A 21,841-nucleotide genomic window follows, 5' to 3' on the forward strand; every position below is an offset into this window, starting at 1 on the left:
CGGCTAATGTATCAGTAAATTCATTGAGAATTTAAATAGAAAAATCATGAAAAAAGTATTAATCACCGGTGCCAATAAAAGTATTGGTTTTGAAACAGCCCGCCAACTGCTGCAAAAGGGATGTTACATTTATTTAGGCAGCCGTAATTTAAAGAATGGTTTGGAAGCAGTAGAAAAGCTTAAAGCCGAAGGGTTGAACGAAGTGGAAGCCATACAAATAGATGTAAGCAATCAGGAATCAGTAAAAGCCGCCCGTGCTGAAATAGGCAAAAAAACCGAAGTGTTGGATGTGCTGATCAACAACGCCGGCATCAGCGGTGGCATTCCGCAAACAGCAATCGGTACAGATGTAGATGTTTTCAAGCAGGTGTTTGATACCAATGTGTTTGGCGTAGTTAGAGTTACCCAGGCTTTTATGGATTTGCTGCAAAAGTCCGCCCAACCCCGCATCGTGAATCTAACGTCAGGCTTGGCTTCGCTTACCCTGCACAACGACCCTACCTGGAAGTATTACAATGTTAAAGCGGCTGCTTACAACCCATCAAAAGCGGCACTTAATATGTACACTATTGTTTTGGCTTACGAATTGCGGGATACACCGTTTAAAGTTAATGTTGTTGACCCCGGATTTACTGCCACAGATTTCAACCAGCACAGCGGACCTGGTACTGTGGAGCACGCCGCTGCGCGTTTAGTGAAATACGCCACCATTGACGCTGACGGTCCGACAGGAAAGTTTTTTAGTGATGACAACAGCCCGGAAACGGGAGAAAGCCCCTGGTAGTTTCAGTTAGTTAACAACCTCATTGCGTTCGCGTAGCGTCTCGTAGAGAGGAACGAACCATTGGCACCCCCTCACCATGAGGAATTAATAAAGGGAGATGCAGCATGAGTAGTTTGCTAACCAATATAAAGCCGCCTGTTCAGTTTTACCCAAAATTTCTCAACTCGGTAGATTACTGCGATTGGTTTCAAAAGTCCCAGAACCTCGAATGGACTCGGAGCGAAATCAATCTGTATGGAAAATCAATTCTCGTACCGCGTGATGAGTCTCTATTTGGTGATCACCTGCACTACAAATATCGTGGCACCCAGATTGAAGCTACTCCCTGGTCCAACTTCTTGCTAGAAGCCCGCTCGCGCATTCAAGCATTGAGCGGATATAAGTTCAATTTTGTAGTCGGTAATCGCTACCGAACAGGCAAAGACTCGATTGGCTGGCACTCCGATAATTTCCCTCAGATAGGTAAAAGACCTGCGATCGCCTCTTCGCCTCTTTAAGCTTAGGTAGCACTCCCAAATTTAAGCTGCGGCACAAGGACAGCGGTGAAACTGTTGACTACCATCTAGAGAAGCGGGTCTTTGTTGATCATGCTCCCTGGCTGTCAAGAAGACTGGGTTCACGCGGTTCCAAAAACCGCTCGTCAGTTGGCGAACGAATCAACTGGACGTTTAGGTCACATGTGGAGGCGATTCTCCAAGGGAGAGGCTCCGCCAACGGTAATGGTGAGCAAAAACCTGACGATCTTCCCCACTCTCTTTAGGGCAAAAGGCATGTGTGGCAGGTCATAGGCAACGTTATGCCGCTTGAGGCTTACCTTCTCACTTCCACCCAATCAAACCACGCGAAACGAAATATTTATGAAAGTCATAGTAACAGGTTCGTTAGGAAACATTGGCAAGCCACTGACAACGGAGTTAGTGGACAAAGGTCATACGGTTACGGTTAGTGCGATTCGTTGATTAGTGAATCCCGGTAGCCAGCCCGCAAATAACTAATCCAGCCCAACAGCAGGTTAATGCTACTAAGGCTGAACTCCCGGTCAGATGCAGGTGCAAGTCCTGCCATTTAGACTCAAAATGACTCCTTACCTGCCCACACCGAACAAGCTCGGTTCTTGTAGAGTGAAGCTGGGAACAGGGCGCAATCAGATGACTGTTACGGGTCAACACTGGCGCTAATAGGGGGTTCCCATGATGAAACAGAGCCTAGAAAAGCAACTTAAACCGAGGCAAGGGCGTAACAAAAAACCCTGACCTTACTGGAGTTCATTCCCGCCGTAAAGAGTCGAAAAACGGTCTGAGTCAAGGGAATCCAGTAGTTGAAATGGCTACATCTAAAGGAACAAGCAATCTTTCCGAGGGAACGAATAAAAACGAATTGTGGGTCTAGGGGCAGTCGAACCCCAAGTAGCCCAGACGAGCGGAGGAATCCCCACAGTTCGGGTAGGACAGACCGTAATTGGTCTGAGGTGTTCAGAATACACTAACCAGAGAAGAGAAAATGATTAGACACAGTTACAAAACTAGTGAATCTTGGAAAGCCCTACCGTGGAAGAAATTCCGCCGAAATCTTTTCCGCCTTCAAAAGCGCGTGTACAAAGCTGTTCAAGTTGGAGACAAGCGGAAAGCTCGGTTACTCCAAAAGCTTATTCTAAAATCAACCTCGGCTCGATTTCTTGCAATGATAGGGTCGAGGGGAACATTACTGTTCCACCCCTCCCATCCGAAACCGTGCATGAAAGTTATCCCTTCACACGGCTACTCAATGTGTTTCCCTATTGTCACGGAGGGACTTCTGACTACCATCAGTGGCAGTTTTAACATCGTGGCAATGACGGTGCAGTAATTGAAGATTGTTCCATTCCTTTTTACCTCCACAACTCAGGGGTTTGATGTGGTCAATTTCCAATAAATCACCTTCAAGAAAATTTAAGCCACATCCCATACATTTACCTTTCTGTTGCTTAAGAAGGTGTCTTTTAGTAGTAGGTAAATCGGGATGATTTCTTAACCTTAAACTCCAGTAGATAGTGTCACCATCATAAGGACTTTTATCACCTCTAACCTTTACATAATCGTTAACACTGGAGTGAAATTCAATATGTGATAGTAACTTTAATCCGTTACTATCTGGTCTAGTTGTGAATACCCAATGGTTGTCGCCTATGGTATGCCAATACTTTTGATGACCGTGATAAATACTTCCGGTTTGTCTTTTAGCCCATCTTCTTAGACGAAGATAAGTTATTCTATCTAACCGGGCGAAATCCCCAACAGTTCCAGCGTCTGAAACTCTATAAAATGTAGCCCATCCCCTAATAATAGGGTTAAGTTCTTTAATTAGTTCCGCTTGGGAACGTGACTTACATTTTATGATGATGCTTTTCATCTTATTTTTGTGAGCATCAATCGCCTTTTTTGAAGGGGTAATGAGGGTAATGAAAACAAGACGAGTACCGAAACTAAAGCGGCGTAGATGCGTTTTTGCAACTTAAAGACGTATTTTTCGACTTTGCGCCAATCGATACTTCTCCATCCCTCAGTATTCTCAATGGAATCTGACTTAGGCGTATTCATTACTACTTACACCCCTAGCTCTATGCACATTGCGGGTTACGTCTGCTTATCCCGGACGTTACTCCATCCCTTTTGGGGCTTTAACCGTTACTTCGGTTTGGGCATTTGCTTTTTAACCCATCCCTCCCAAATAAAGCTTTTGACCTGACCGCCTACCTATGTATCGACCGCCATAGGAGCTATAATTTGGGTTACTTCGTTCCTGATATCCATTGTTTTGAGTCTTTAGGGGATGCCTATCCACCGGGGGTCTAGGAAGTGCGCTGTTTCGGTCGCAAGAACCTAACAGTCCTTACCCTTTCGGTTATTTCCGACCCAAGGTGTGTCCGAAACACAAGCTTATATCCCTTGGTGAGATATGACGATGGCTCAACGACATTTTGTTTGTTCTCCCCGTGAACTCTTGCTTGCGGTTGGTGTTTTCAGCAATTATCACCATTAACTGCTTTCGTCCCCGCTTTACAGAGCGAGATAGTCAGTCTCCTCGGTAAGGGCTACCATTTTCTGGTAGTTTACGTGCTTTCAACCCCGCACCAGGGTGATAGGACTTGGTTGAAAATTTCACCTCACCTATATGGGTATCAAGTTGTCATCAGCAGAGGATTAAAGTGCGGACTCAACTCCTGGTGGAGTTACTCTACTGAAGCCTGGAATCCTCCCAGATATTGGGTTTCTCCAGAACGAATCGCACTTGCACGTATCCCGGCTGTACCCCCTATGCACCTCTGTCTCTTCTGCCCAATGCCCAATCCCTAATGCCCAATTCAATCATGCAATGTGTAGCCAACACCGATCACAGTTTGAATGAGGCATTTTTCGTTATTGGCTTCAAGTTTCAGGCGCAGGTAGTTAATGTAAGGTTCAATGATATTGGCATCGCCTATGAAGTCATAACCCCAGACTTCCTCTAAAATGCGATCGCAGCTAATTATCTGTCGCGGATGGATCAGCAAATATTCTAGTAAATCAAATTCCTTAGCAGTTAACTCAATTAACCGCCGATCTCGATACACTTCGCGCGTGCGACGATTTAAACTTAGGTCTTCAAATTCTAAAACATCTGTGTACTCTGCTTGCTTGCTTCTTCGTAGGTGAGCGCCGACTCTGGCCAATAATTCATCAACGCTGAAGGGTTTAACCAGGTAATCATCAGCACCAGCGTCTAAACCTGCAATGCGATCGCTCACTTCATCTTTGACGGTTAGTAAGATTATCGGCACTTTCTCAGCTATACTCCGCAGGCGGCTGCAAATTTCCAACCCCGACAAACCAGGCAACATCCAGTCTAAAATTACTAAATCCAGATGCAACTCACGCGCTGCGGTGAGTGCAGTCAATGCATCGTAGGCAATACTGACTTGATAGCCTTCATAATTCAATTCCAATTCGACAAATCGTGCCAGTTTGACCTCATCTTCAATCAGTAAGATGTGCGTCATGATGATGTTAATGATTTCAGCAGGATACGGTAAGCAACAATAGTGCCAGCTACTTAATAGCCAAACATCTAATTAGGTGTACGTTAGCTTAGTATAAACCTGAGTAAGTAACAACCGTAAGTCTGCAATTACTGATCGCTGCTCGATCAAAGAACAATCCAACTGCCTATCAGCAATAAGCTGTGATATCTTCACCACATTCATCGACAAGATAACAGAGCGCTCTAAAACGCAAACCAACCACTTCCTCGTATAGAGGATTTAATTTACACATAGGTGGAATATGAAATAGCTTCCGACCAAACAGCGTGATGTCTCGCTCAAAGGGACACTGAGCAGGAATAGCTTTGCATAGGAAATGAGCCAATTTGGAGTTATGAATTTCTATCGTTTCCAACCACTCGCGGACTGGGTGCAGTAGATCGTTGTGTAAGTGAACTTGAATAAAGCTTGTCATAATTTTTCACCTTGATAATTTCAAACTAGATTGAGTTTTTTGTATTTGAACCTCTATAAATAAATACAGTTAGGTTTTGTAGTTTTATGCACTTATTACTTTTTCTTTGGTTCTCTACAGAGGTAGAAAGAGTAGTGTTAATTACACATTCAAGTCCTACAGTTCCCGATAATTTGTCCTGACTTTTCACTTCATATTGAAAAACCCATCCAAAACTTAACCTCCTAGCCTTTCCCTAGTAGGGAAACTCGATTTTCAGGGCAAAAATGTAGACAGGACAACGCTTTTGGGTAAATTGGCACTATTTGACAAACATTTCGGCTCAATCCCTGAACGATGCAAAATTTTTCGGGTTACTGACAGTACTTTATGTTTATATCTAGTCTACGTATTTATTGATCAATTTAATATCAAGCTAATATAAGTAAAGATTTTTAAGTGCAATTACTGATGTTGCCTAGCACATTCATATAATTTATGCAAGCGAAAATCTCGTGAAGATGGCTACGGAAATATACTGAATAATTTAACAAAATTTCTTATTTGCCTTTTCATGTCTCAGAAAATATACGCTCACAATCATTAACTAATATAGATATCCTTTATTAGAGCTAATTCGCTCTCAAAGTTAAGAAACTTGGTATCAGTTACTAAAATTATGACGAGTAGTGGGGCTGCTAGTACCGCAAGGCGGAAGTCAAAAGTCAAAAGTCAAAAGTCAAAAGTCAAAAGAATTATATTCCAAGGTCTTGCGCCATTTCAAATGGTATGTTTATTTACGCCATGCTGTACTAGTCACCCTTGTCTTTCAGAGACGGGAACGTGTGACGATGCTAACGGTGCTAACGCAGCGATCGCAAAGCGTCTCATTGGCGCAGTCTCTGTCTCCGACACGCTATTCGCGTTCGTAGAGAAAAGAAGATAGCCAGTAGAGAGCGACTGTTACCGTTTTACAGCGCTGGCTCACCGTTTTTACCAATTTAGCCAGCAGCTACTTTTTCAACTAGGAAGGTAAAAAATGGAATGGGCTATTTACAAAAAGAATACAGGCAGTTTTGTAATAGCAGTCGCAATTATGACTGGTGTTGGCATAATCTCATATCTTAGTTTGCTTCAGTATAGAGAAAACGCTCAATGGGTAACACATACACGTGAGGTGCTTGAAAAGACAAAAGAAGTAATGTCACAGATCAAAGATGCAGAGACTGGACAACGGGGCTATCTTCTCACAGGCAAAGAACGGTATCTGGAACCGTATCGGACTGCAACTGGCGAGATTGCTCAGAAACTTCAGGTTCTGCGCCAATTGACTGCGGATAACCCAAATCAACAACAACGGCTTGATCGCCTTGAACCCCTAATTGCTAAAAAACTGGTTTTGATTGAACAGACGATTAACGCTAGGAGCAAAAATTTAGAGTCCGCACTGCAAATAGTTCAGACAGATCAGGGTCAGCAGATTATGGAGGATATCCGAATGCTGACTACAGCTATGGAGAAAGAAGAGAATGAGTTGTTGAAACAGCGATCAATGAAGGCGAACGCCAGCGCTCATCAAACAACTTTGCTGACTATTTTTGGCAGCATTATTGCTTCTGTGATCGTCGGTTTCGCAGCCACGATCACCAATCAGGAACTCATTAAACGCAAACGGATGGAAAATTCTTTGCAAAAGGCTCGTGATGAATTAGAAATAGAGGTTAGCAAACGGACTGCTGAACTAAGAAACACTAACGAAGAATTGCAAACTGAAATTAATGAGCGCAAAAAGGCGGAGTCAGAGATTCTGCGTCTGAACGTCCAGCTTGAGGGGCGAGTTGCAGAACGCACAGCACAACTCGAAGCCACTAACAAAGAGATGGAAGCATTTAGTTATTCTGTGTCTCACGACCTGCGCGCCCCCTTGCGTAGCATCGATGGCTTTAGTCAAGCACTCCTAGAAGATTATGCTGACAAGCTGGACGCACTAGGTCAAAACTACCTCCAACGAGTGCGTGCAGCCACCCAGCGGATGGCACAACTAATCGACGATTTACTGAATCTGTCACGATTAACGCGTAGTGAGATGCGTTACGAAAAGGTCGATCTGAGCGTATTAGTGGAGGCGATCGCTACAGAGTTGCACAAAACCCAACCAGAACGCCAAGTAGAGTTTATCATTACGCCGGGATTGGTTGCTAATGGTGATGCTCATCTGTTACGGATAGTGCTAGAAAACTTATTGGGTAATGCCTGGAAGTTTACAGGAAAACATCCAAAAGCACGGATAGAATTTGGGCTTTTGCTGCAAGATGACACCCATGTGTATTTTGTCCGTGATGATGGTACAGGCTTCGATATGGCCTATATTGACAAACTCTTCGGTGCTTTTCAGCGCCTACACGCCATGACTGAGTTTGAAGGTACTGGTATCGGACTAGCTACTGTGCAAAGGATTGTTCACCGTCATGGTGGCCGTGTCTGGGCCGAGAGCGTAGTGGAGCAAGGCGCAACATTTTACTTCACCCTTTAACTATAGGAATATAACATGATTTTACTTGTAGAAGACAATCCTGACGATGAAGCGCTAACCCTACGCGCACTTAAGAAAAACAATATTATGAACGAGGTAGTAGTGGCACGCGATGGGGTGGAAGCCCTAGATTATCTCTTTGGTAAAGGTGTGTACGCTGATCGCGACATGAGCGTTATGCCCCATCTCATCCTTCTAGATTTGAAGTTGCCTAAAATGGATGGTCTGGAAGTTTTGCGACACCTACGAACCGACGACAAGACAAAAATCCTTCCCGTCGTCATTCTCACATCCTCCAAAGAGGAGCAAGACTTAATCAATGGTTACAGCTTGGGAGCCAACAGCTATGTTCGGAAACCAGTAGACTTTTCCCAATTCAGTGAAGCAGTGCGACAACTAGGATTGTACTGGTTTGTCTTAAACGAATCACCGCCGAGAATATAGCTTATACCAATCCTCCAAAATCAGGTTATAGACGCAAGGCTGACTTTCTTAATTACGAATTACGAATTACATGGGTATACCACTGCGCGTATTACTTGTTGAGGATTCAGAAGATGACGCTTTGTTGCTGCTGCGTGAACTGCAACGTGGTGGCTACGAAATAACCTTTGAACGAATTGATACACCCACAGCCATGAAAGCTGCGATCGCAGAGCAAATATGGGATATCGTTATCTGCGATTATTCTATGCCCACCTTTAGCGCCCCAGATGCATTGAAGCAGGTTAAGGAAAGTGGACTTGACTTGCCATTCATTATCGTCTCAGGAACTATTGGTGAAGATACCGCAGTCGCCGCCATGAAAGCTGGTGCCCATGACTACATTATCAAAGGCAATTTAGCGCGACTAACCCCTGCTGTTGCCCGCGAGTTGCGCGAGGCACTAGTGAGGCGGGAGCGTAAACAAGCAGAGGAGCAGATTAAAGCATCCCTTCAAGAAAAAGAGGTGCTATTGAAAGAAATTCATCACCGGGTAAAAAATAATTTGCAGATTATTTCTAGTCTGCTCAACCTGCAAGCAGAGTATCTCAAGGACAATCAAGCCCTTGAGGTATTCAAAGATAGCCAGAACCGGATTGAATCAATGGCTCTGATCCACGAGAAACTATATCAATCTCAAGACTTGGCAAAGATTAATTTTGCTGACTATATCCAAGATTTAGTAACTAATTTATTTTATTCATACAACGTTAATTCCAGCGATATTACCTTGAAAATGAACGTTGAGGAGGTTTTTCTAGCTATTGATGCAGCTATTCCTTGCGGGTTGATTATCAATGAACTTATTTCAAATTCCCTAAAATATGCCTTTCCCCAAAGCGAACCAGGAAAAATTTGTATTGACTTTTGCTCCATAGAAAGAAATTTATTTAAACTTACTATCAGTGATAATGGTGTCGGTTTTGCCCAAGATTTTGACTTTCAAGCTACAGAATCATTAGGTTTACGATTAGTCAAAGGTTTAATACATCAGCTACAAGGCAATATCGATTTTATCAGCAATCAGGGAGTAGAGTATAAAATTATATTCCCAAATAAAATTTTCTAAATTTAGAATTTACATAAAATCATGAAACCAGTAAATATATTAGTTGTTGAAGATGAGTTCATCGTGGCAATGGATATACAAAATCGGCTCAGAAAATTTGGATATACTGTTATGGGACTTGCTGATTCTGGAGAAGAAGCAATTAAGAAAGCAGCAGATGATTCTTTAGATTTAGTTCTAATGGATATTCACCTTAAAGGAAACATGGACGGTGTGGAGGCTGCTCAGATAATTCATAATCTTTTTAAGATTCCAATCATATATCTGACTGCTAATGCAGATGAATCAACGTTGAATCGAGCCAAGATGACAGAGCCGTTTGGCTACATTCTCAAGCCTTTCAAAGAAAAAGAATTAAAATTCACGATTGAAATTACCCTTTCTAAACATCAAACGGAAAAAAAATTAAAACAGAATGAACAATGGCTGACTACTGTACTTAAAAGTATTGGAGATGCTGTGATTACTAGCGACGAATCTGGAACTGTTAATTTTATGAATCCAATTGCGGAGGTACTGACGGGTTGGAATTATTCAGATGCGTTTGGTAAAGAAGCAACAGAAGTATTCAATATTGCTCATGAAGAAACTCGTACAATAATTGAAAGTCCTGTAAAGCAAGTCCTTCAGTCTGGCGTTACTGTCGGTCTACCAGAACAGACGATACTTATTGCTAAAAACGGTACAGAAATACCGATTGATGATAGTACTGCACCGATTAAAGATGACAACGGTAACGTCACAGGTGCAGTTTTGGTCTTTCAGGATATCACCGAGCGTAAGCAGATATTGGAGGCACTAGCGCGTCGCCAGCAAGAATTCAAAGCACTAGTTGAAAATGCACCTGATATTATTTCCAGATTTAACCCTCAATTGCGCTACGTTTACGTTAATCCAGCTATTGAAAAGGTTACAGGAATATCAGCCGAAACATTTATTGGCAAAACAAACGCAGAGTTAAATCTGCCAGAAGAATTTTGCCGGATATGCGATCGCAAGCTTCAACAAGTTTTCCAAACTAAGGAAGAAACGGAGTTTGAATGCAGTTTAGCGATCGCCCAGCAAACAAGACATTACCATACGCGTCTTGTGCCTGAATTGGCTAGCGATGGTTCAGTATATTTTGTTTTAAGTATTTCTCGCAACATTACTGCTCTAAAACTTGCGGAGGCGCAATTAATTCATGATGCCTTTCACGATGTACTAACTGGTCTGCCAAACCGTGCCTTATTTATGGAACGGCTAGAACGGGCGCTCTTGCTGACAAAACGACGTACAGACTATACATTCGCTGTTCTCTTTCTAGACCTAGATCGCTTCAAAGTTATCAACGACAGTCTCGGTCATATGATTGGGGATCAACTACTAACTGCCCTTGCTCGCAGATTGGAGAATTGCCTGCGTGCTGGAGACACAGTTGCTCGTCTAGGGGGAGATGAGTTTACAATTTTGCTTGACGATCTCAACAACATCAATGACGTAACAAGTGTAGTCGAGCGGATACACGAAGCTCTGACATCTGTGTTCCAACTCAGTGGGTACGAGGTATTTACCACCGTCAGCATTGGCGTCGCCCTGAGCAGGGGTAGTTATAACCGACCGGAGGAACTCTTGCGCGACGCTGACATTGCAATGTATCGCGCAAAAGCATTGGGTAAGGCACGCCATGAGATATTTGACTCAACTATGTACACCCAAGTAACGCAGCTATTAGAGTTAGAGATGGATCTACGACGGGCAGTTGAACGCCAGGAGTTTCAGGTTTACTACCAGCCAATTGTTTTATTAGAAACTTACAAAATTATTGGCTTCGAGGCTCTCGTTCGCTGGCAGCACCCGCAACACGGATTAGTATCTCCAGACAGCTTTATTCCCCTGGCAGAAGAAACTGGGCTGATTATCCCTATTGGTTATTGGGTACTAGGCGAGGCTTGTCGGCAGATGCGTGCTTGGCAAGTACAATTTCCTACTGACCCACCCTTGACAATCAGTGTAAATCTTTCCACTAAGCAGTTTTCACAACCCGATCTGATTGAGCAAATTAACCAAATTATGCAAGAGACTGGTTTGGAAGGTGGCAGTTTAAAGCTGGAGATTACCGAAAGCGTACTTATGGAGAATATTCAATTAGCAACTTTTATGCTCTTGCAACTGCAACAGATGAATATCCAATTACACTTAGATGATTTTGGCATCGGCTATTCATCCTTGAGTTACCTGCATCGCTTTCCCAGTAATGCTTTGAAGATTGATCGTTCCTTTATTGCTAAGATTGGTGCTAATGGAGAAAACTTAGAAATTGTTCAAGCGATCGTCGCTCTAGCAAAGAGTCTAAACATAGATGTAATAGCAGAGGGCGTAGAAACACTAGAGCAACTGGCGCAACTTAGAGTTATGAAATGCAAATATGCACAGGGATATTTTTTTTCCCAACCCCTCGATAACAAGTCGGTAGAAACATTAATTTTATCTGGGATTGAACCTAGATATTAGTCAGTTTTTAGCTTAGTGTAACTAACCCAATAAAAGCCCGATATTACAACCAATTCAGAACCGCTATAGTTAATTTGTGTTGTTAACCAAATTCCTGGAGGCGCAGCTAAACTTACCCTCAAAAAGCATCAAGCTTTAAGAAAGCTGCGAAAACTAATGGCTGATAACTTTTTCAATAACAAAAAATTACTTTTTGACCTATGGGCATCAAGTTACGACTGGTTCTTTCCTTCTGTGTTTTATCGAGCCGTTCACCAACGGTTGCTGGAGTACGTCGATTTACTAGAGCCAGCAAATGTACTTGATATAGGCTGTGGTACTGGACGCTTGCTTGAGCGCCTTGCTACTCAGTTTCCCGATCTACGAGCTACCGGATTGGATTTATCTGCTAATATGTTGCGGGTAGCAAGACAGAGTAACCGCCACCGTCCACGCTTAATTTATATTGAGGGCAAAGCTGAGTCTCTTCCCTTTGCTGATGGTCAATTTGATGCCGTTTTCAGTACTATCAGTTTCTTGCACTATTTGGAACCTAAACAGGTGGTTAGTGAGATAGCACGGGTACTTTCTCCTGGTGGACGCTTTTATTTGGTTGACATTACTTCCAAAAAAGAGACAGAACCTCAATTATTGCCTATCTCTCCCCGTGGAATTAGACTTTACAGCCCTCATCAACGTCAACTTCTTGGCTCCTCTGCTGGGCTATTGTGTTTAAATCACCACTATTTACTAGGGCCTGTCTTACTAACGATTTTTGCTAAACCTCCAAGTTGAAATAGGGAATGGGGAAGAGTAAAGGGCTGGAAACATCTTGTATCAAGCCTTGTTCTGCATATCTTAAATTACGAATTACGAAGGAGTTGCTGCCGCCATCACTTTCACATCAAAAAAGCGATGATTAGTACACCTCACCGTAAAAATGGGTCGGAAATCAAAATTATGATCGCACGCTTATCCCAGCCTCTAGCTCTTTATGCTATTGGGGTGAACAATAGTAATTCCTTCAACTTCTACAAAATCTTTTGGGTTTCAAGTCAGAATATGGCTGATGTTATGGGCAAGCACTACTGCTTGTATGCGTAAATCGTGGGTGCGTTTACCTGAAATCTTATGAGTTGTAGCGAGGCTAAACCAAAGGCGAAATATATCTGGTGTTTCTTCTAGCCACTCAAACTGATTTATTAGCATTTGCACCGTTCGTTCGGTTTCTTCTGGTGTCCATTCCAATCCATTTACAGCTAATTGACGGGTGGCTATAACCCAAAATTCAATTAAAACTTGAGATGTAATGAAACATCGATGGTTATTAGATATTAGATACCTTATTGTGCGATCGACAAGATTATAATCGGGTGAAGCTATATCCCTGGAGCGTAACAGGATATTGGTATCTAATAAATAATGGGTCATACTTCATCATCGTAGATATTTTCTCGACCCAGAGCTTCATCATCAAGGTTGGCATAGCTTTTTGGTGCTGTATCTATCCACTCCTGCCAAAGTAATAATCTCTCTGATGATGTTTGAGGTTTACTAGTTAGTAAGGTTAAATGCTTGTTACTAAGCTTTTCTTGAAAGAGTTTTTGCTCTTCAGGGGAGAGGTTTAGTACCACTTCTACGAGGGAATTAACAAGTTGTACATTCATGGTTGTGTATAGGATTCACTCTTCTTCAGTCGGGAGCGACGGGCTTTCGCCCTGCCCTTATGTTGCTTTACTATAATACTGACTATTGCTCCCGCCATACAGCAAACGACATAGCTAATTTCTGCTCACGCTGCCAAAATTACAAATTAGTCTGACCTTGATATTCCATAAACACCACAGGAACTTTGAGCAGCCTTTTAGCTAACTGCGAGAATCTAAATTTTTCCTTGAGCGTAGATAAGCCTATTGTCTTAGGAAATTGTGGCAAGTCTTCAAAAGATATTGGCACAAAGTCAAAGCGACTGTAAAACCGCACCAGCCGTTGACCTAAGCATTCCAGATAAAGTGGTTGCGTTGCTGTATTAATCAAATGCTGCGTTAGCAAACTACCCAAACCACGACCTCTCCAAGCTGATGCAACGACCAAGCTACCAAGTTCTTGTGCCCCTGAGAAATTACGTCGCTGTCCACAAGCTATAAGATTCTCATTGTATTCAATTACCCAAAATTGTTGCCAATTTAATTGGGTTGGGTCAAGTTTCGCTGAAAATACCAGCAATCGAATCGACCACTTATCCCCAGAGGTTGCCTTGCGAAGGACACATCCAGATGGTAACGCTAGATTGCTCTGGTTCATTAATTACACTTTGATAGTTTGTATCACCATCATCACACCATACTATTCATTCAGATTCAAATAGATTATTTGGCATTTTCTGTCAACTATCAATAAAAGGAATTTTAAAAGCATCTTGGACATAAAACCCATTCCAAGTTCTCCTTTAACGACAGCAAGGGTTCTAAGGTTAACAAATTCTATATTTATGGATTTTTATCACCATACATGAGTAGTAATAAACAATACTTACGATAGAGGAACAAATCAGCCATAACTATATTCTGGATAGATACACTCACACCCCTAATTTTTTAAGATAGTCCCAAGAATAAATGATTAGGAATGTAATCATGGCTGAAGAACAAAAAGAAAAATCTAATAATCAAGAAGCTACACCTACCGCTTCTGGTGGCTACCAAACCCCCATCGAAGAAGGTATCCGCAAAACTGGCGATGCTGAAAAGAGTGATGCGAAACCTACTGCTACTCCAGAAGCACCAGGAGAAGATGCTGTAGCAGGTAGCCCTAATCAAGGAACTGAGTCACGTTAATTGGTTTGAACTTTCCCAAGTTTTAATTATCTTGTCAGGTTTTTTGTAATCACCCTAATACAGTAAGTATCGAGTGGATATGTGGTGTAACAGCTACAATTATCCACTTATTTTTTTGTGTTATGAGCTACATTATCTCTACGTGCGTTAGGGTTGCTTACGCAGGTATCACAGTCCAAAACCCCGATGCATCCAGCAGCATAAAGCGTTGCAGAACAGTGCGATGAATATATGATTGATGGGGCAAAGTGGATGCAGCAGTTGATTCAAGACTTGCTAGTATCATTCTCGTATGGGGACTGGCGGTCAGGAATTTGTGCTCGTTGACTGTAATATAGCACTGAGTCTAGCTCGAAGTAATTTACATATAGCGATCGCTCAGGATAATGGTTTCAATATCTTGAGCGAATTTTTAAGGTTTTCCGCCGTCTTCATACTCGTCGAGAACAGTATGGTGGTCGCATCTGGGCTGAGTCGGAATCGGGCCGGGCGCAGGAACAGTATTTTATCTTACCCTTAACCCAAATTAAGGTATCTTTAAATATATATCTAATAACTGCCTAATAACCTCATAATAAGCGCATGATTTTTATCCCTATCTAAAAAATAGGAAATCAGGTGATTATCTAACAAATTGATATAACCCTGTACTATGGAAAAGCTCACAATTCACATTCTATTAGTAGAAGATAGTGCAAGTGATGCTCATTTGCTACACCGGATATTTATAAATGCAGATCAAGAACAATGGCAGATGTTACATGTTGAACGGTTATCTGAGGCAATAGAAGCTAGCAGGGAAAACTCTGCGTCCACCCTTGATAATTCTCAGATAGGGAGTCGAAAGCAACGCAGATTCGACCTAGTTTTGTTAGACCTTAGCCTTCCAGACTCTATTGGACTGGACACGTTAAAAGAATTTAAGGCAGCAGTACCTGATATCCCAGTTGTGGTATTAACAGGTGTTGATAATGAAGATTTAGCACTGCAAGCATTAGCAGAAGGAGCGCAAGACTATCTAGTTAAAGATAAAATAACTATACAACGGTTAGTGCGTGCCATTCGCTATGCCATTGAAAGAAGCGAAATTCTCAACCAACTACGCGAGAGTGAAGAACGCACCCGTCAAGCACTGGCAAAGGAACAGGAACTCAACGAGTTAAAGTCAAACTTTGTAGCAATGGTCTCTCACGAGTTCCGCACTCCTATGACTACGATTCGCACGGCTGTAGATATCCTTGAATACAGCAGCAATAAACTAACTGATGTCCGAAGAACTAAATATTTCGATCGAATACAAAATGCTATCAATCAGATGCTTAATCTCTTAGATGAAATATTGTTCTTGAGTAAAACGGAAGCAGCTAAACTCGAATACAAACCTACACTTTTAAATTTAGAAAATTTTTGTAGCGAACTCACAGATATTCTTCAACTAAATGCAGGTAGTAAGCACAGCATTATCTTTACTTTTCAAGGTGAATCAGCCCAAGCCCAAATGGATGAAGACCTACTAAATTGTATCTTAACCAATTTGATTTCTAATGCCATCAAATATTCCCCTGAAAATGACACTATTTGGTTTGATTTGATTTGCAAAGATCACCTTGCAATTTTCCAGATCAGAGATCGAGGAATGGGCATTCCCCTCAAAGACCAAACTCATTTATTTCAAACCTTCTATCGCGCCAGTAATGTAGGTGTAATTCAAGGAACAGGACTAGGACTCACTATAGTTAAAAAATGTGTGGAGTTACATGGTGGTCATATTCAATTAGAAAGTGAGCAGGGGGTTGGCACAACAGTAATTGTCACTCTGCCACTACAATGATTAGGCAAGTAAATTATCATAGTTGGGCATTGGGGATTGGTATGGGTTATTTTCGTTTGCTTATTTTGGTGCTTGGGGATTTGGCGTTGGACAAGTTTTATTAGCAAAATCACACTGATAAATATAGGGTTCTTGCCAACTCAGGGGAATTTCTAACAAGTCTCGAGTTCCTGTCATACCTTGTCCAATAAATAGCAACAAAGCAATGCAGTTTAAAATTGTATGGACAATACGCCAGCGATTGGATTTATCTTGATAAATATCTTGAACAATTGCTAATGAAAAAATCATCAGCAGTGCTGCGGTAATGCCAATATAATAATGTGACCAATACCACTCATTGGTGCGGCGATAGACTCCATCCTGACAGCCTATAATTACTAAACCTGCACCAGTTAAAGTTGCAAAAACTGCCCGCCACACCCGCTGCTTTGCCCGATAAAGAAATACTAACGAGGCGATGGTGGCAGCAAATATCAGCAGTATAAAAATAACTTGAAAAGGTGTTTGATTCCACAATTGATTTTTGAGAATATTTTTGCCAATAGGGTAGCTTAATCCGATTAAAGTTAATCCAACAACTGCACTTGTGAGCCTTTCACCTAACTGCTTATGTTCTGCACCAACCACTGGAGGAATTTTACTCTTACTTCCCGCTAAAATTTGCATTCTGCGTTGGCGTGTTTGCCAAGCAAAATTAACTACTGTACCAATGAGCGGAAACACGATTATAATTGCGATCGCTGGATGTAAAAGACCAAGAAAATCTGTTATTTGCATACAACACCTTTCAATGAATCATTGAATTCATTACAAAGGATAATTTAAGGCATCATACCATTACTTAAATTAATTTCAGATGAGAATTTGTTTAATATTTATTTTTGTTGTTTTTAGCTGATTTTAATCAAGAAACTATTTAAATAACCCAAGTTGTTAGTTATGCTTTAGAAGGTTCGCAGGCATGACACTAAAGTAATAAAATCCCCTCCAGAGTCAAAACCGGAGGGGTTTAATGTTAAATGAAACTATTGCTATCTATGCTATCATCGACGACCTGCTCAAGGCGATGCCTGCGGTAAATGCTCGCCTACGCTGACAAAGAAGACTGTCAAAGACAAATGAGCGATAGGTGCATAGCACTTAGATTCCTATAACCTGCAACTTGAGTTACTAATGATGCGGTTAGTATAAAGCAAACGTTATTGCTTCATTAGTATACAAATGTAGTAACTGTATTTTTTGCAAGCAATAAACGGAGCAACTATTAAAATTATCTTTAGATAAATAGCACAACAACTAGAAGCGATCGCCCGAAACTCCCGATAAGTTAGAGCAAGCCGTAGCGATCGCAGCCCATATACTGCTGGCAGAAAATTTGACCCCTCAAAACTTTTCAAACACCCTCTAAGCAATAACTAATGCCTTTAATTCCTCAGTTTTTAATCTTGGCCCATAGGATGTAACAATCTTAGAAGCTGCGGCTGATGCTAATTTTCCGGCTTCTTCATAGCTCATACCTTGGGTAATTCCATAGAGGAAAGCTCCTGCATACATATCTCCTGCTCCCACTGTATCTACAGCTTTTACTTGAGGTGCAGCGATTTCGATTAATTTCTGACCATCAAATACTACTGAACCCTTGGCACCGCGAGTAATGGCAAATTTCTTACTCAGGGTTTTTAGTTTGTCTACAGCTACTTGAAAATCTTCTGTATCTGCTAGTTCTAATGCTTCACTTTCATTAGCAAAAATCAAGTCTAAACCAGATCCAATGATGTCTAATAAACCATCTTTAAAAAATTTCACCATGTTGTAATCAGATAGGGACATAGTGGTTTTTACTCCCGCTTTTTCAGCTATTTCTCTAGCCTTTATAGCTGCTTCTTTTGCTGTAGGAGAAGTCACTAAATATCCTTCGATATATACATATTCTGAATCAGCGATCGCTGATGATACTAATTCTTGTGTAGAAAATTCTCCAGTAATTCCCAAAAATGTATTCATGGTGCGATCTGCATCGGGAGTTACTAGCACCAAACATTTACCTGTAATTCCTGATTGGCGGTCGCCATTTTTTAAGTTGGTATCTACCTGAGAGTTAAGTAAATCTTCTATGTAAAAGTCTCCAAATTCATCATTAGCCACTTTACAGGAATAAAAAGCTTTTCCTCCTAGTTGACTAATTGCCACTATTGTGTTTGCTGCTGAACCTCCACAACTCTTATGGCAATGAAGATTTTTAAGATTTTCCAAAATATGATTTTGACTGTCTTCATCTAGCAGTGTCATTACACCTTTGTCAATCTTTAGCTCTTGTAGTAACTCTGGAGATACTTCGTATTCTATATCTACTAAGGCATTACCTACACCATAAACATCATATTTCTTGCCCATTGTTTATCTCCGAAAATAATTTCTGTCTGACTTGAACACAACTGATAATAACAGATAGGCAACAGATAAGAGTTGCTTGGTCATAATTTCGTGGACTCGGATTTTTTCAAGGTCTTTTGTCTAGAGCGCCAGTCCAGTAGAGGGTGTTGACAAACTAAGCAGACTGTGGGTTGTTAAAGTTAACCATTTCTTGAGTAGTAGTATCAAATATCCGAGCAAGAACATGAAGATTGTGAACAACAGCCATACGTCGAAGGTCAAAAAGGTTTTTACGTAATCCAATGTAGCGAGCTTGATCTCCAACAAATAAAATTGTTGATTAATGCAAGTGTTTAATTTTTTATATAAAAATAAAAAGATATGTGAAAAATTGAGAAAGAGTGATTTTAATAAGGAGTAACAGCGATGGAAACGCGATTTTTAGGAAAGTCTGGTCTTAAGATTTCGGTTCTCAGTTTCGGTACAATGACATTCGGTGGTAGCGACTTCTTCCAAGAAATTGGGGCGACTCAGGTAGACGAGGCGCAGCATCTGATTGATATTTGCCTTGATGCAGGTGTCAACATTTTTGACACAGCAGATGTTTACTCGAATGGACTTTCTGAGGAGATTCTTGGTAAAGCTCTCGGAAAGCGTCGTTCTGATGTAATTATTGCAACTAAGGCTTATGGTCGTATGGGAAAAGGAGCAAATGATACTGGACTGTCACGTTATCATCTGATTCGAGCCTGTGAGGACAGCCTACGACGATTAGACACAGATTACATCGACCTCTATCAAGTTCATGGTTTCGATGCTTTGACTCCACTAGAAGAAACGCTTCGCGCTTTAGATGATCTTGTACGTAGTGGCAAAGTTCGCTACATTGGCTGCTCTAATTATTCAGCTTGGCATTTAATGAAGGCGCTGTCTGTATCAGAGCGTTTGAACTTGGAGCGCTATGTGTCACAACAGGTTTATTACTCGCTTGTGGCGCGAGAGTTGGAATTTGAACTAATTCCTTTAAGTTTAGATCAAGGTGTGGGTATCTTGGTGTGGAGTCCGCTTGCTTTTGGTTTCCTCTCAGGTAAGTATCGTCGTGGTCAGTCCCAACCGGAGGGGACGCGACGAGCAAAAATCGGTGATATTGGCACTGTCAGTGACCTGGAAAAGGGATACGACATTGTGGAAGTTCTGCACGAAGTGGCTAATAACCGTGGTGTCAGTGTTGCTCAAGTCGCGCTCAACTGGCTGTTACGTCAGTCTGGTATTACATCTGTTATTATCGGAGCGCGGAATGAACAACAACTTCGAGACAACCTTGGTGCTGCTCAGTGGGAGCTAACATTAGAGGAAGTAAATCGCCTCAATCAGGTTAGCGCGATCGCGCCAATCTATCCTTACTGGCATCAGCGCAAGTTTGGGGTTGAACGCATTCCACAATAAAAATATCCGAGTTGCGATCGCATGAAGGCAGTGAGCTTGGTGCGATCGCTCCCTATCTGCTTGTCCTAGATCCGGTTGAGGAAGTTTTATAACTAAATCAGAGGTAGACAGTAGAGAAGCGGATGCCGTCTATGATACGCTGGCTGATGGTGACTTCTAAACTTTGTAATGCCAACTTCAAGATTATTCGTTTTTTGCGTAAAGTACGAAACTTGAGGTGAATAGTATTATATAACGGTATTTACTATGGATAAACTGGGGACAACAGTAAAAGTCCCTTATATAATTTACTTCTATCAAAAACTGCTCTAGCTTCCGTCTAGGGCAGTTTTATATTGCACGGTAGAAGCCAGATTCACAACTGCAAGCAATGGTGAATCAGATAACAGTAGCTGGTAGGAATTGGAATTTTGGCATGGTTCATTATTTACTCGCTTCTGAAATTTGATCGAGAATATGCTCCCGTTAGTTCTGTATCCGTAACCAGCTTCTCCTTTTAGAAGTTCCCGTGCGCCGGCTATGTATCAGTGTTATTGATAAATCTTTGCTGAAAATCTTGAATCAGTAAATCAAAAACAAAAGGATCGTTACAAGCATGATGCAATTTAGCAGCAAAAGGAATAAAAAGTTGATTATTTTGCCAATAGCGTTTACCAAAATCTATAGAGACTAAGCACCAAAGTGACTGCATACATTTCCCAATTTAATATACGTAGTACTTGATCTTTTGATTCCAACCGTAATGCTCGTAGCAATGAAGCGCTGCATAGTAATACAGTCACTATCCAAAGAATATATTCTCGTGCTTCTTGGGCGTATACTAAGTGAATAGGGGAGATTGCCATAAGTGCGATCGCAACCTCAGATACCCATGCCGATGCTTTAAATAATTCTCGACACAGCCAATAAATACTGGGAAAAATTAACAAGCTGATAAAGGCAGATAAACTTCTGATTATCGTCACAGAATTGCCAAAGATTTCCACCCAAAACCAAGCGAGTATATAATACAGTGGTGGATACTGTGGATCGTCTACTTGCAAAGATATAATTGTGTCACTTAAGCCTTTCTCCATATTGGAATTTTGGAATTTGGCAAAACTTTCCTTATTACTCCCGGTTCGCCCATTTTAAATTGAGTTAGGAAAAAGCTGAACGATTCAATCAGGGTTCTAAGCTGTAATTCAAATGTACTCTCGTCCCGACGTTATGCGATCGCATAAAAATAGAGTTTTGAGAGCGGAGTGATAATTTCAGGGGAATTTCGGGAAATCGCTAAAACCATTACGATACCTAGATTTTTCTGATTTTTGACAATTTCTCGAACTCCAAAAAAAGTGGGCGAACCGGGAGTTATTAATTATCCGACCATTAAATATTTGCTGCTTGACTTCATTTACCGTATAACCAGAAATCCGCAATGAAGTGAAAGTCTCATCGTGCCAGTAAACTTTACGGTCAAGGTTAAAAAAACGAAAAAATATACCCACCATTAACAACATGACAATAATAAACCGCAACCTATTTGGAGCAAGTTGGAGATGCCGCATAACTAAATT

21 protein-coding genes and 2 pseudogenes are annotated in these 21,841 nt (G+C 41.4%); 11 read left to right on the top strand and 12 right to left on the bottom strand.

What is annotated here, in order from left to right; all coding sequences use genetic code 11:
• The first annotated feature begins 46 nt into the window (after nt 1-46).
• The 3 genes and pseudogenes from HWQ40_RS02335 to HWQ40_RS02345 all read left to right on the top strand — a co-directional run.
• Nucleotides 47-784, top strand: coding sequence for an SDR family oxidoreductase (locus HWQ40_RS02335; protein WP_292774750.1), 738 nt, complete (start codon nt 47-49; stop codon nt 782-784).
• Between the two features lie 104 nt (nt 785-888).
• Complete coding sequence (locus tag HWQ40_RS02340; protein ID WP_292774751.1) at nt 889-1,281, top strand: alpha-ketoglutarate-dependent dioxygenase AlkB; 393 nt, start codon at nt 889-891, stop codon at nt 1,279-1,281.
• A gap of 1,003 nt (nt 1,282-2,284) precedes the next feature.
• Nucleotides 2,285-2,467: pseudogene (locus HWQ40_RS02345) on the top strand (reverse transcriptase N-terminal domain-containing protein); the annotation flags it as partial.
• Nucleotides 2,468-2,545: 78 nt separating this feature from the next.
• Here the strand turns inward: HWQ40_RS02345 and HWQ40_RS02350 are convergent.
• The 4 genes from HWQ40_RS02350 to HWQ40_RS02360 form a co-directional block, all read right to left on the bottom strand.
• Nucleotides 2,546-3,223 carry a group II intron maturase-specific domain-containing protein gene (locus HWQ40_RS02350; RefSeq protein ID WP_366933898.1) on the bottom strand — a complete coding sequence of 226 codons (678 nt, stop codon included), beginning with the start codon at nt 3,221-3,223 and terminating at the stop codon, nt 2,546-2,548.
• Nucleotides 3,169-3,360: a reverse transcriptase N-terminal domain-containing protein gene (locus tag HWQ40_RS35540; RefSeq protein WP_366933888.1), complete on the bottom strand. Its 192-nt coding sequence runs from the start codon at nt 3,358-3,360 to the stop codon at nt 3,169-3,171. The genes HWQ40_RS02350 and HWQ40_RS35540 overlap by 55 nt, the downstream gene beginning before the upstream one ends.
• A 764-nt stretch (nt 3,361-4,124) precedes the next feature.
• Complete coding sequence (locus tag HWQ40_RS02355; protein WP_292774752.1) at nt 4,125-4,799, bottom strand: response regulator transcription factor; 675 nt, start codon at nt 4,797-4,799, stop codon at nt 4,125-4,127.
• Nucleotides 4,800-4,968: 169 nt separating this feature from the next.
• Nucleotides 4,969-5,256 (bottom strand): Mo-dependent nitrogenase C-terminal domain-containing protein, encoded by a 288-nt coding sequence (locus HWQ40_RS02360; RefSeq protein WP_292774753.1) that lies wholly within the window; start codon nt 5,254-5,256, stop codon nt 4,969-4,971.
• 1,075 nt (nt 5,257-6,331) lie between these two features.
• Here HWQ40_RS02360 and HWQ40_RS02365 point away from each other — a divergent pair.
• From HWQ40_RS02365 to HWQ40_RS02385, 5 genes are all read left to right on the top strand, one after another.
• Nucleotides 6,332-7,768 (top strand): sensor histidine kinase, encoded by a 1,437-nt coding sequence (locus tag HWQ40_RS02365; RefSeq protein WP_292774926.1) that lies wholly within the window; start codon nt 6,332-6,334, stop codon nt 7,766-7,768.
• A gap of 15 nt (nt 7,769-7,783) precedes the next feature.
• Nucleotides 7,784-8,212, top strand: a complete 429-nt coding sequence (locus HWQ40_RS02370; protein ID WP_292774754.1) for a response regulator — start codon at nt 7,784-7,786, stop codon at nt 8,210-8,212.
• A gap of 70 nt (nt 8,213-8,282) precedes the next feature.
• Nucleotides 8,283-9,320: a histidine kinase dimerization/phosphoacceptor domain -containing protein gene (locus HWQ40_RS02375; RefSeq protein ID WP_292774755.1), complete on the top strand. Its 1,038-nt coding sequence runs from the start codon at nt 8,283-8,285 to the stop codon at nt 9,318-9,320.
• Between the two features lie 21 nt (nt 9,321-9,341).
• Nucleotides 9,342-11,813, top strand: coding sequence for an EAL domain-containing protein (locus tag HWQ40_RS02380; RefSeq protein ID WP_292774756.1), 2,472 nt, complete (start codon nt 9,342-9,344; stop codon nt 11,811-11,813).
• Between the two features lie 156 nt (nt 11,814-11,969).
• On the top strand, nt 11,970-12,587 hold the full coding sequence (locus HWQ40_RS02385) for a class I SAM-dependent methyltransferase (protein WP_292774757.1): 618 nt from the start codon (nt 11,970-11,972) through the stop codon (nt 12,585-12,587).
• A 255-nt stretch (nt 12,588-12,842) separates the two neighbouring features.
• Here HWQ40_RS02385 and HWQ40_RS02390 read toward each other — a convergent pair whose 3' ends face one another.
• The 3 genes from HWQ40_RS02390 to HWQ40_RS02400 all read right to left on the bottom strand — a co-directional run bounded on the left by HWQ40_RS02390 (nt 12,843) and on the right by HWQ40_RS02400 (nt 14,096).
• Nucleotides 12,843-13,223, bottom strand: coding sequence for a PIN domain-containing protein (locus HWQ40_RS02390; protein WP_292774759.1), 381 nt, complete (start codon nt 13,221-13,223; stop codon nt 12,843-12,845).
• Nucleotides 13,220-13,459, bottom strand: a complete 240-nt coding sequence (locus HWQ40_RS02395; RefSeq protein ID WP_292774761.1) for a hypothetical protein — start codon at nt 13,457-13,459, stop codon at nt 13,220-13,222. The genes HWQ40_RS02390 and HWQ40_RS02395 overlap by 4 nt, the downstream gene beginning before the upstream one ends.
• A gap of 139 nt (nt 13,460-13,598) precedes the next feature.
• A complete protein-coding gene (locus HWQ40_RS02400) occupies nt 13,599-14,096 on the bottom strand; it encodes a GNAT family N-acetyltransferase (protein WP_292774762.1) in 498 nt (165 codons plus the stop codon).
• 332 nt (nt 14,097-14,428) lie between these two features.
• Here HWQ40_RS02400 and HWQ40_RS02405 point away from each other — a divergent pair, with 332 nt between their 5' ends.
• Complete coding sequence (locus HWQ40_RS02405; RefSeq protein WP_292774763.1) at nt 14,429-14,629, top strand: hypothetical protein; 201 nt, start codon at nt 14,429-14,431, stop codon at nt 14,627-14,629.
• Nucleotides 14,630-15,281: 652 nt separating this feature from the next.
• On the top strand, nt 15,282-16,460 hold the full coding sequence (locus tag HWQ40_RS02410; protein ID WP_292774764.1) for a hybrid sensor histidine kinase/response regulator: 1,179 nt from the start codon (nt 15,282-15,284) through the stop codon (nt 16,458-16,460).
• Nucleotides 16,461-16,520: 60 nt separating this feature from the next.
• On the opposite strand, the gene HWQ40_RS02415 is transcribed toward HWQ40_RS02410, so the two are convergent.
• The 3 genes from HWQ40_RS02415 to HWQ40_RS02425 all read right to left on the bottom strand — a co-directional run bounded on the left by HWQ40_RS02415 (nt 16,521) and on the right by HWQ40_RS02425 (nt 18,857).
• Complete coding sequence (locus tag HWQ40_RS02415; RefSeq protein ID WP_292774765.1) at nt 16,521-17,240, bottom strand: DUF4079 domain-containing protein; 720 nt, start codon at nt 17,238-17,240, stop codon at nt 16,521-16,523.
• A gap of 422 nt (nt 17,241-17,662) precedes the next feature.
• Nucleotides 17,663-17,860, bottom strand: a complete 198-nt coding sequence (locus tag HWQ40_RS02420) for a hypothetical protein (RefSeq protein ID WP_292774766.1) — start codon at nt 17,858-17,860, stop codon at nt 17,663-17,665.
• Nucleotides 17,861-17,867: 7 nt separating this feature from the next.
• Nucleotides 17,868-18,857 (bottom strand): adenosine kinase, encoded by a 990-nt coding sequence (locus HWQ40_RS02425; protein ID WP_292774767.1) that lies wholly within the window; start codon nt 18,855-18,857, stop codon nt 17,868-17,870.
• A 405-nt stretch (nt 18,858-19,262) separates the two neighbouring features.
• Here HWQ40_RS02425 and HWQ40_RS02430 point away from each other — a divergent pair, with 405 nt between their 5' ends.
• Nucleotides 19,263-20,282 (top strand): aldo/keto reductase, encoded by a 1,020-nt coding sequence (locus HWQ40_RS02430; protein ID WP_292774768.1) that lies wholly within the window; start codon nt 19,263-19,265, stop codon nt 20,280-20,282.
• Nucleotides 20,283-20,932: 650 nt separating this feature from the next.
• Here HWQ40_RS02430 and HWQ40_RS02435 read toward each other — a convergent pair.
• Nucleotides 20,933-21,358 (bottom strand): glycosyltransferase family 39 protein, encoded by a 426-nt coding sequence (locus HWQ40_RS02435; RefSeq protein WP_366933890.1) that lies wholly within the window; start codon nt 21,356-21,358, stop codon nt 20,933-20,935.
• Between the two features lie 279 nt (nt 21,359-21,637).
• Nucleotides 21,638-21,832 (bottom strand): annotated as a pseudogene (locus HWQ40_RS02440) (hypothetical protein); the annotation flags it as partial.
• Nucleotides 21,833-21,841: the final 9 nt, after the last annotated feature.

This window comes from Nostoc sp. NMS9, from assembly GCF_017114995.1.
In the GTDB taxonomy this organism is placed as follows: domain Bacteria; phylum Cyanobacteriota; class Cyanobacteriia; order Cyanobacteriales; family Nostocaceae; genus Nostoc.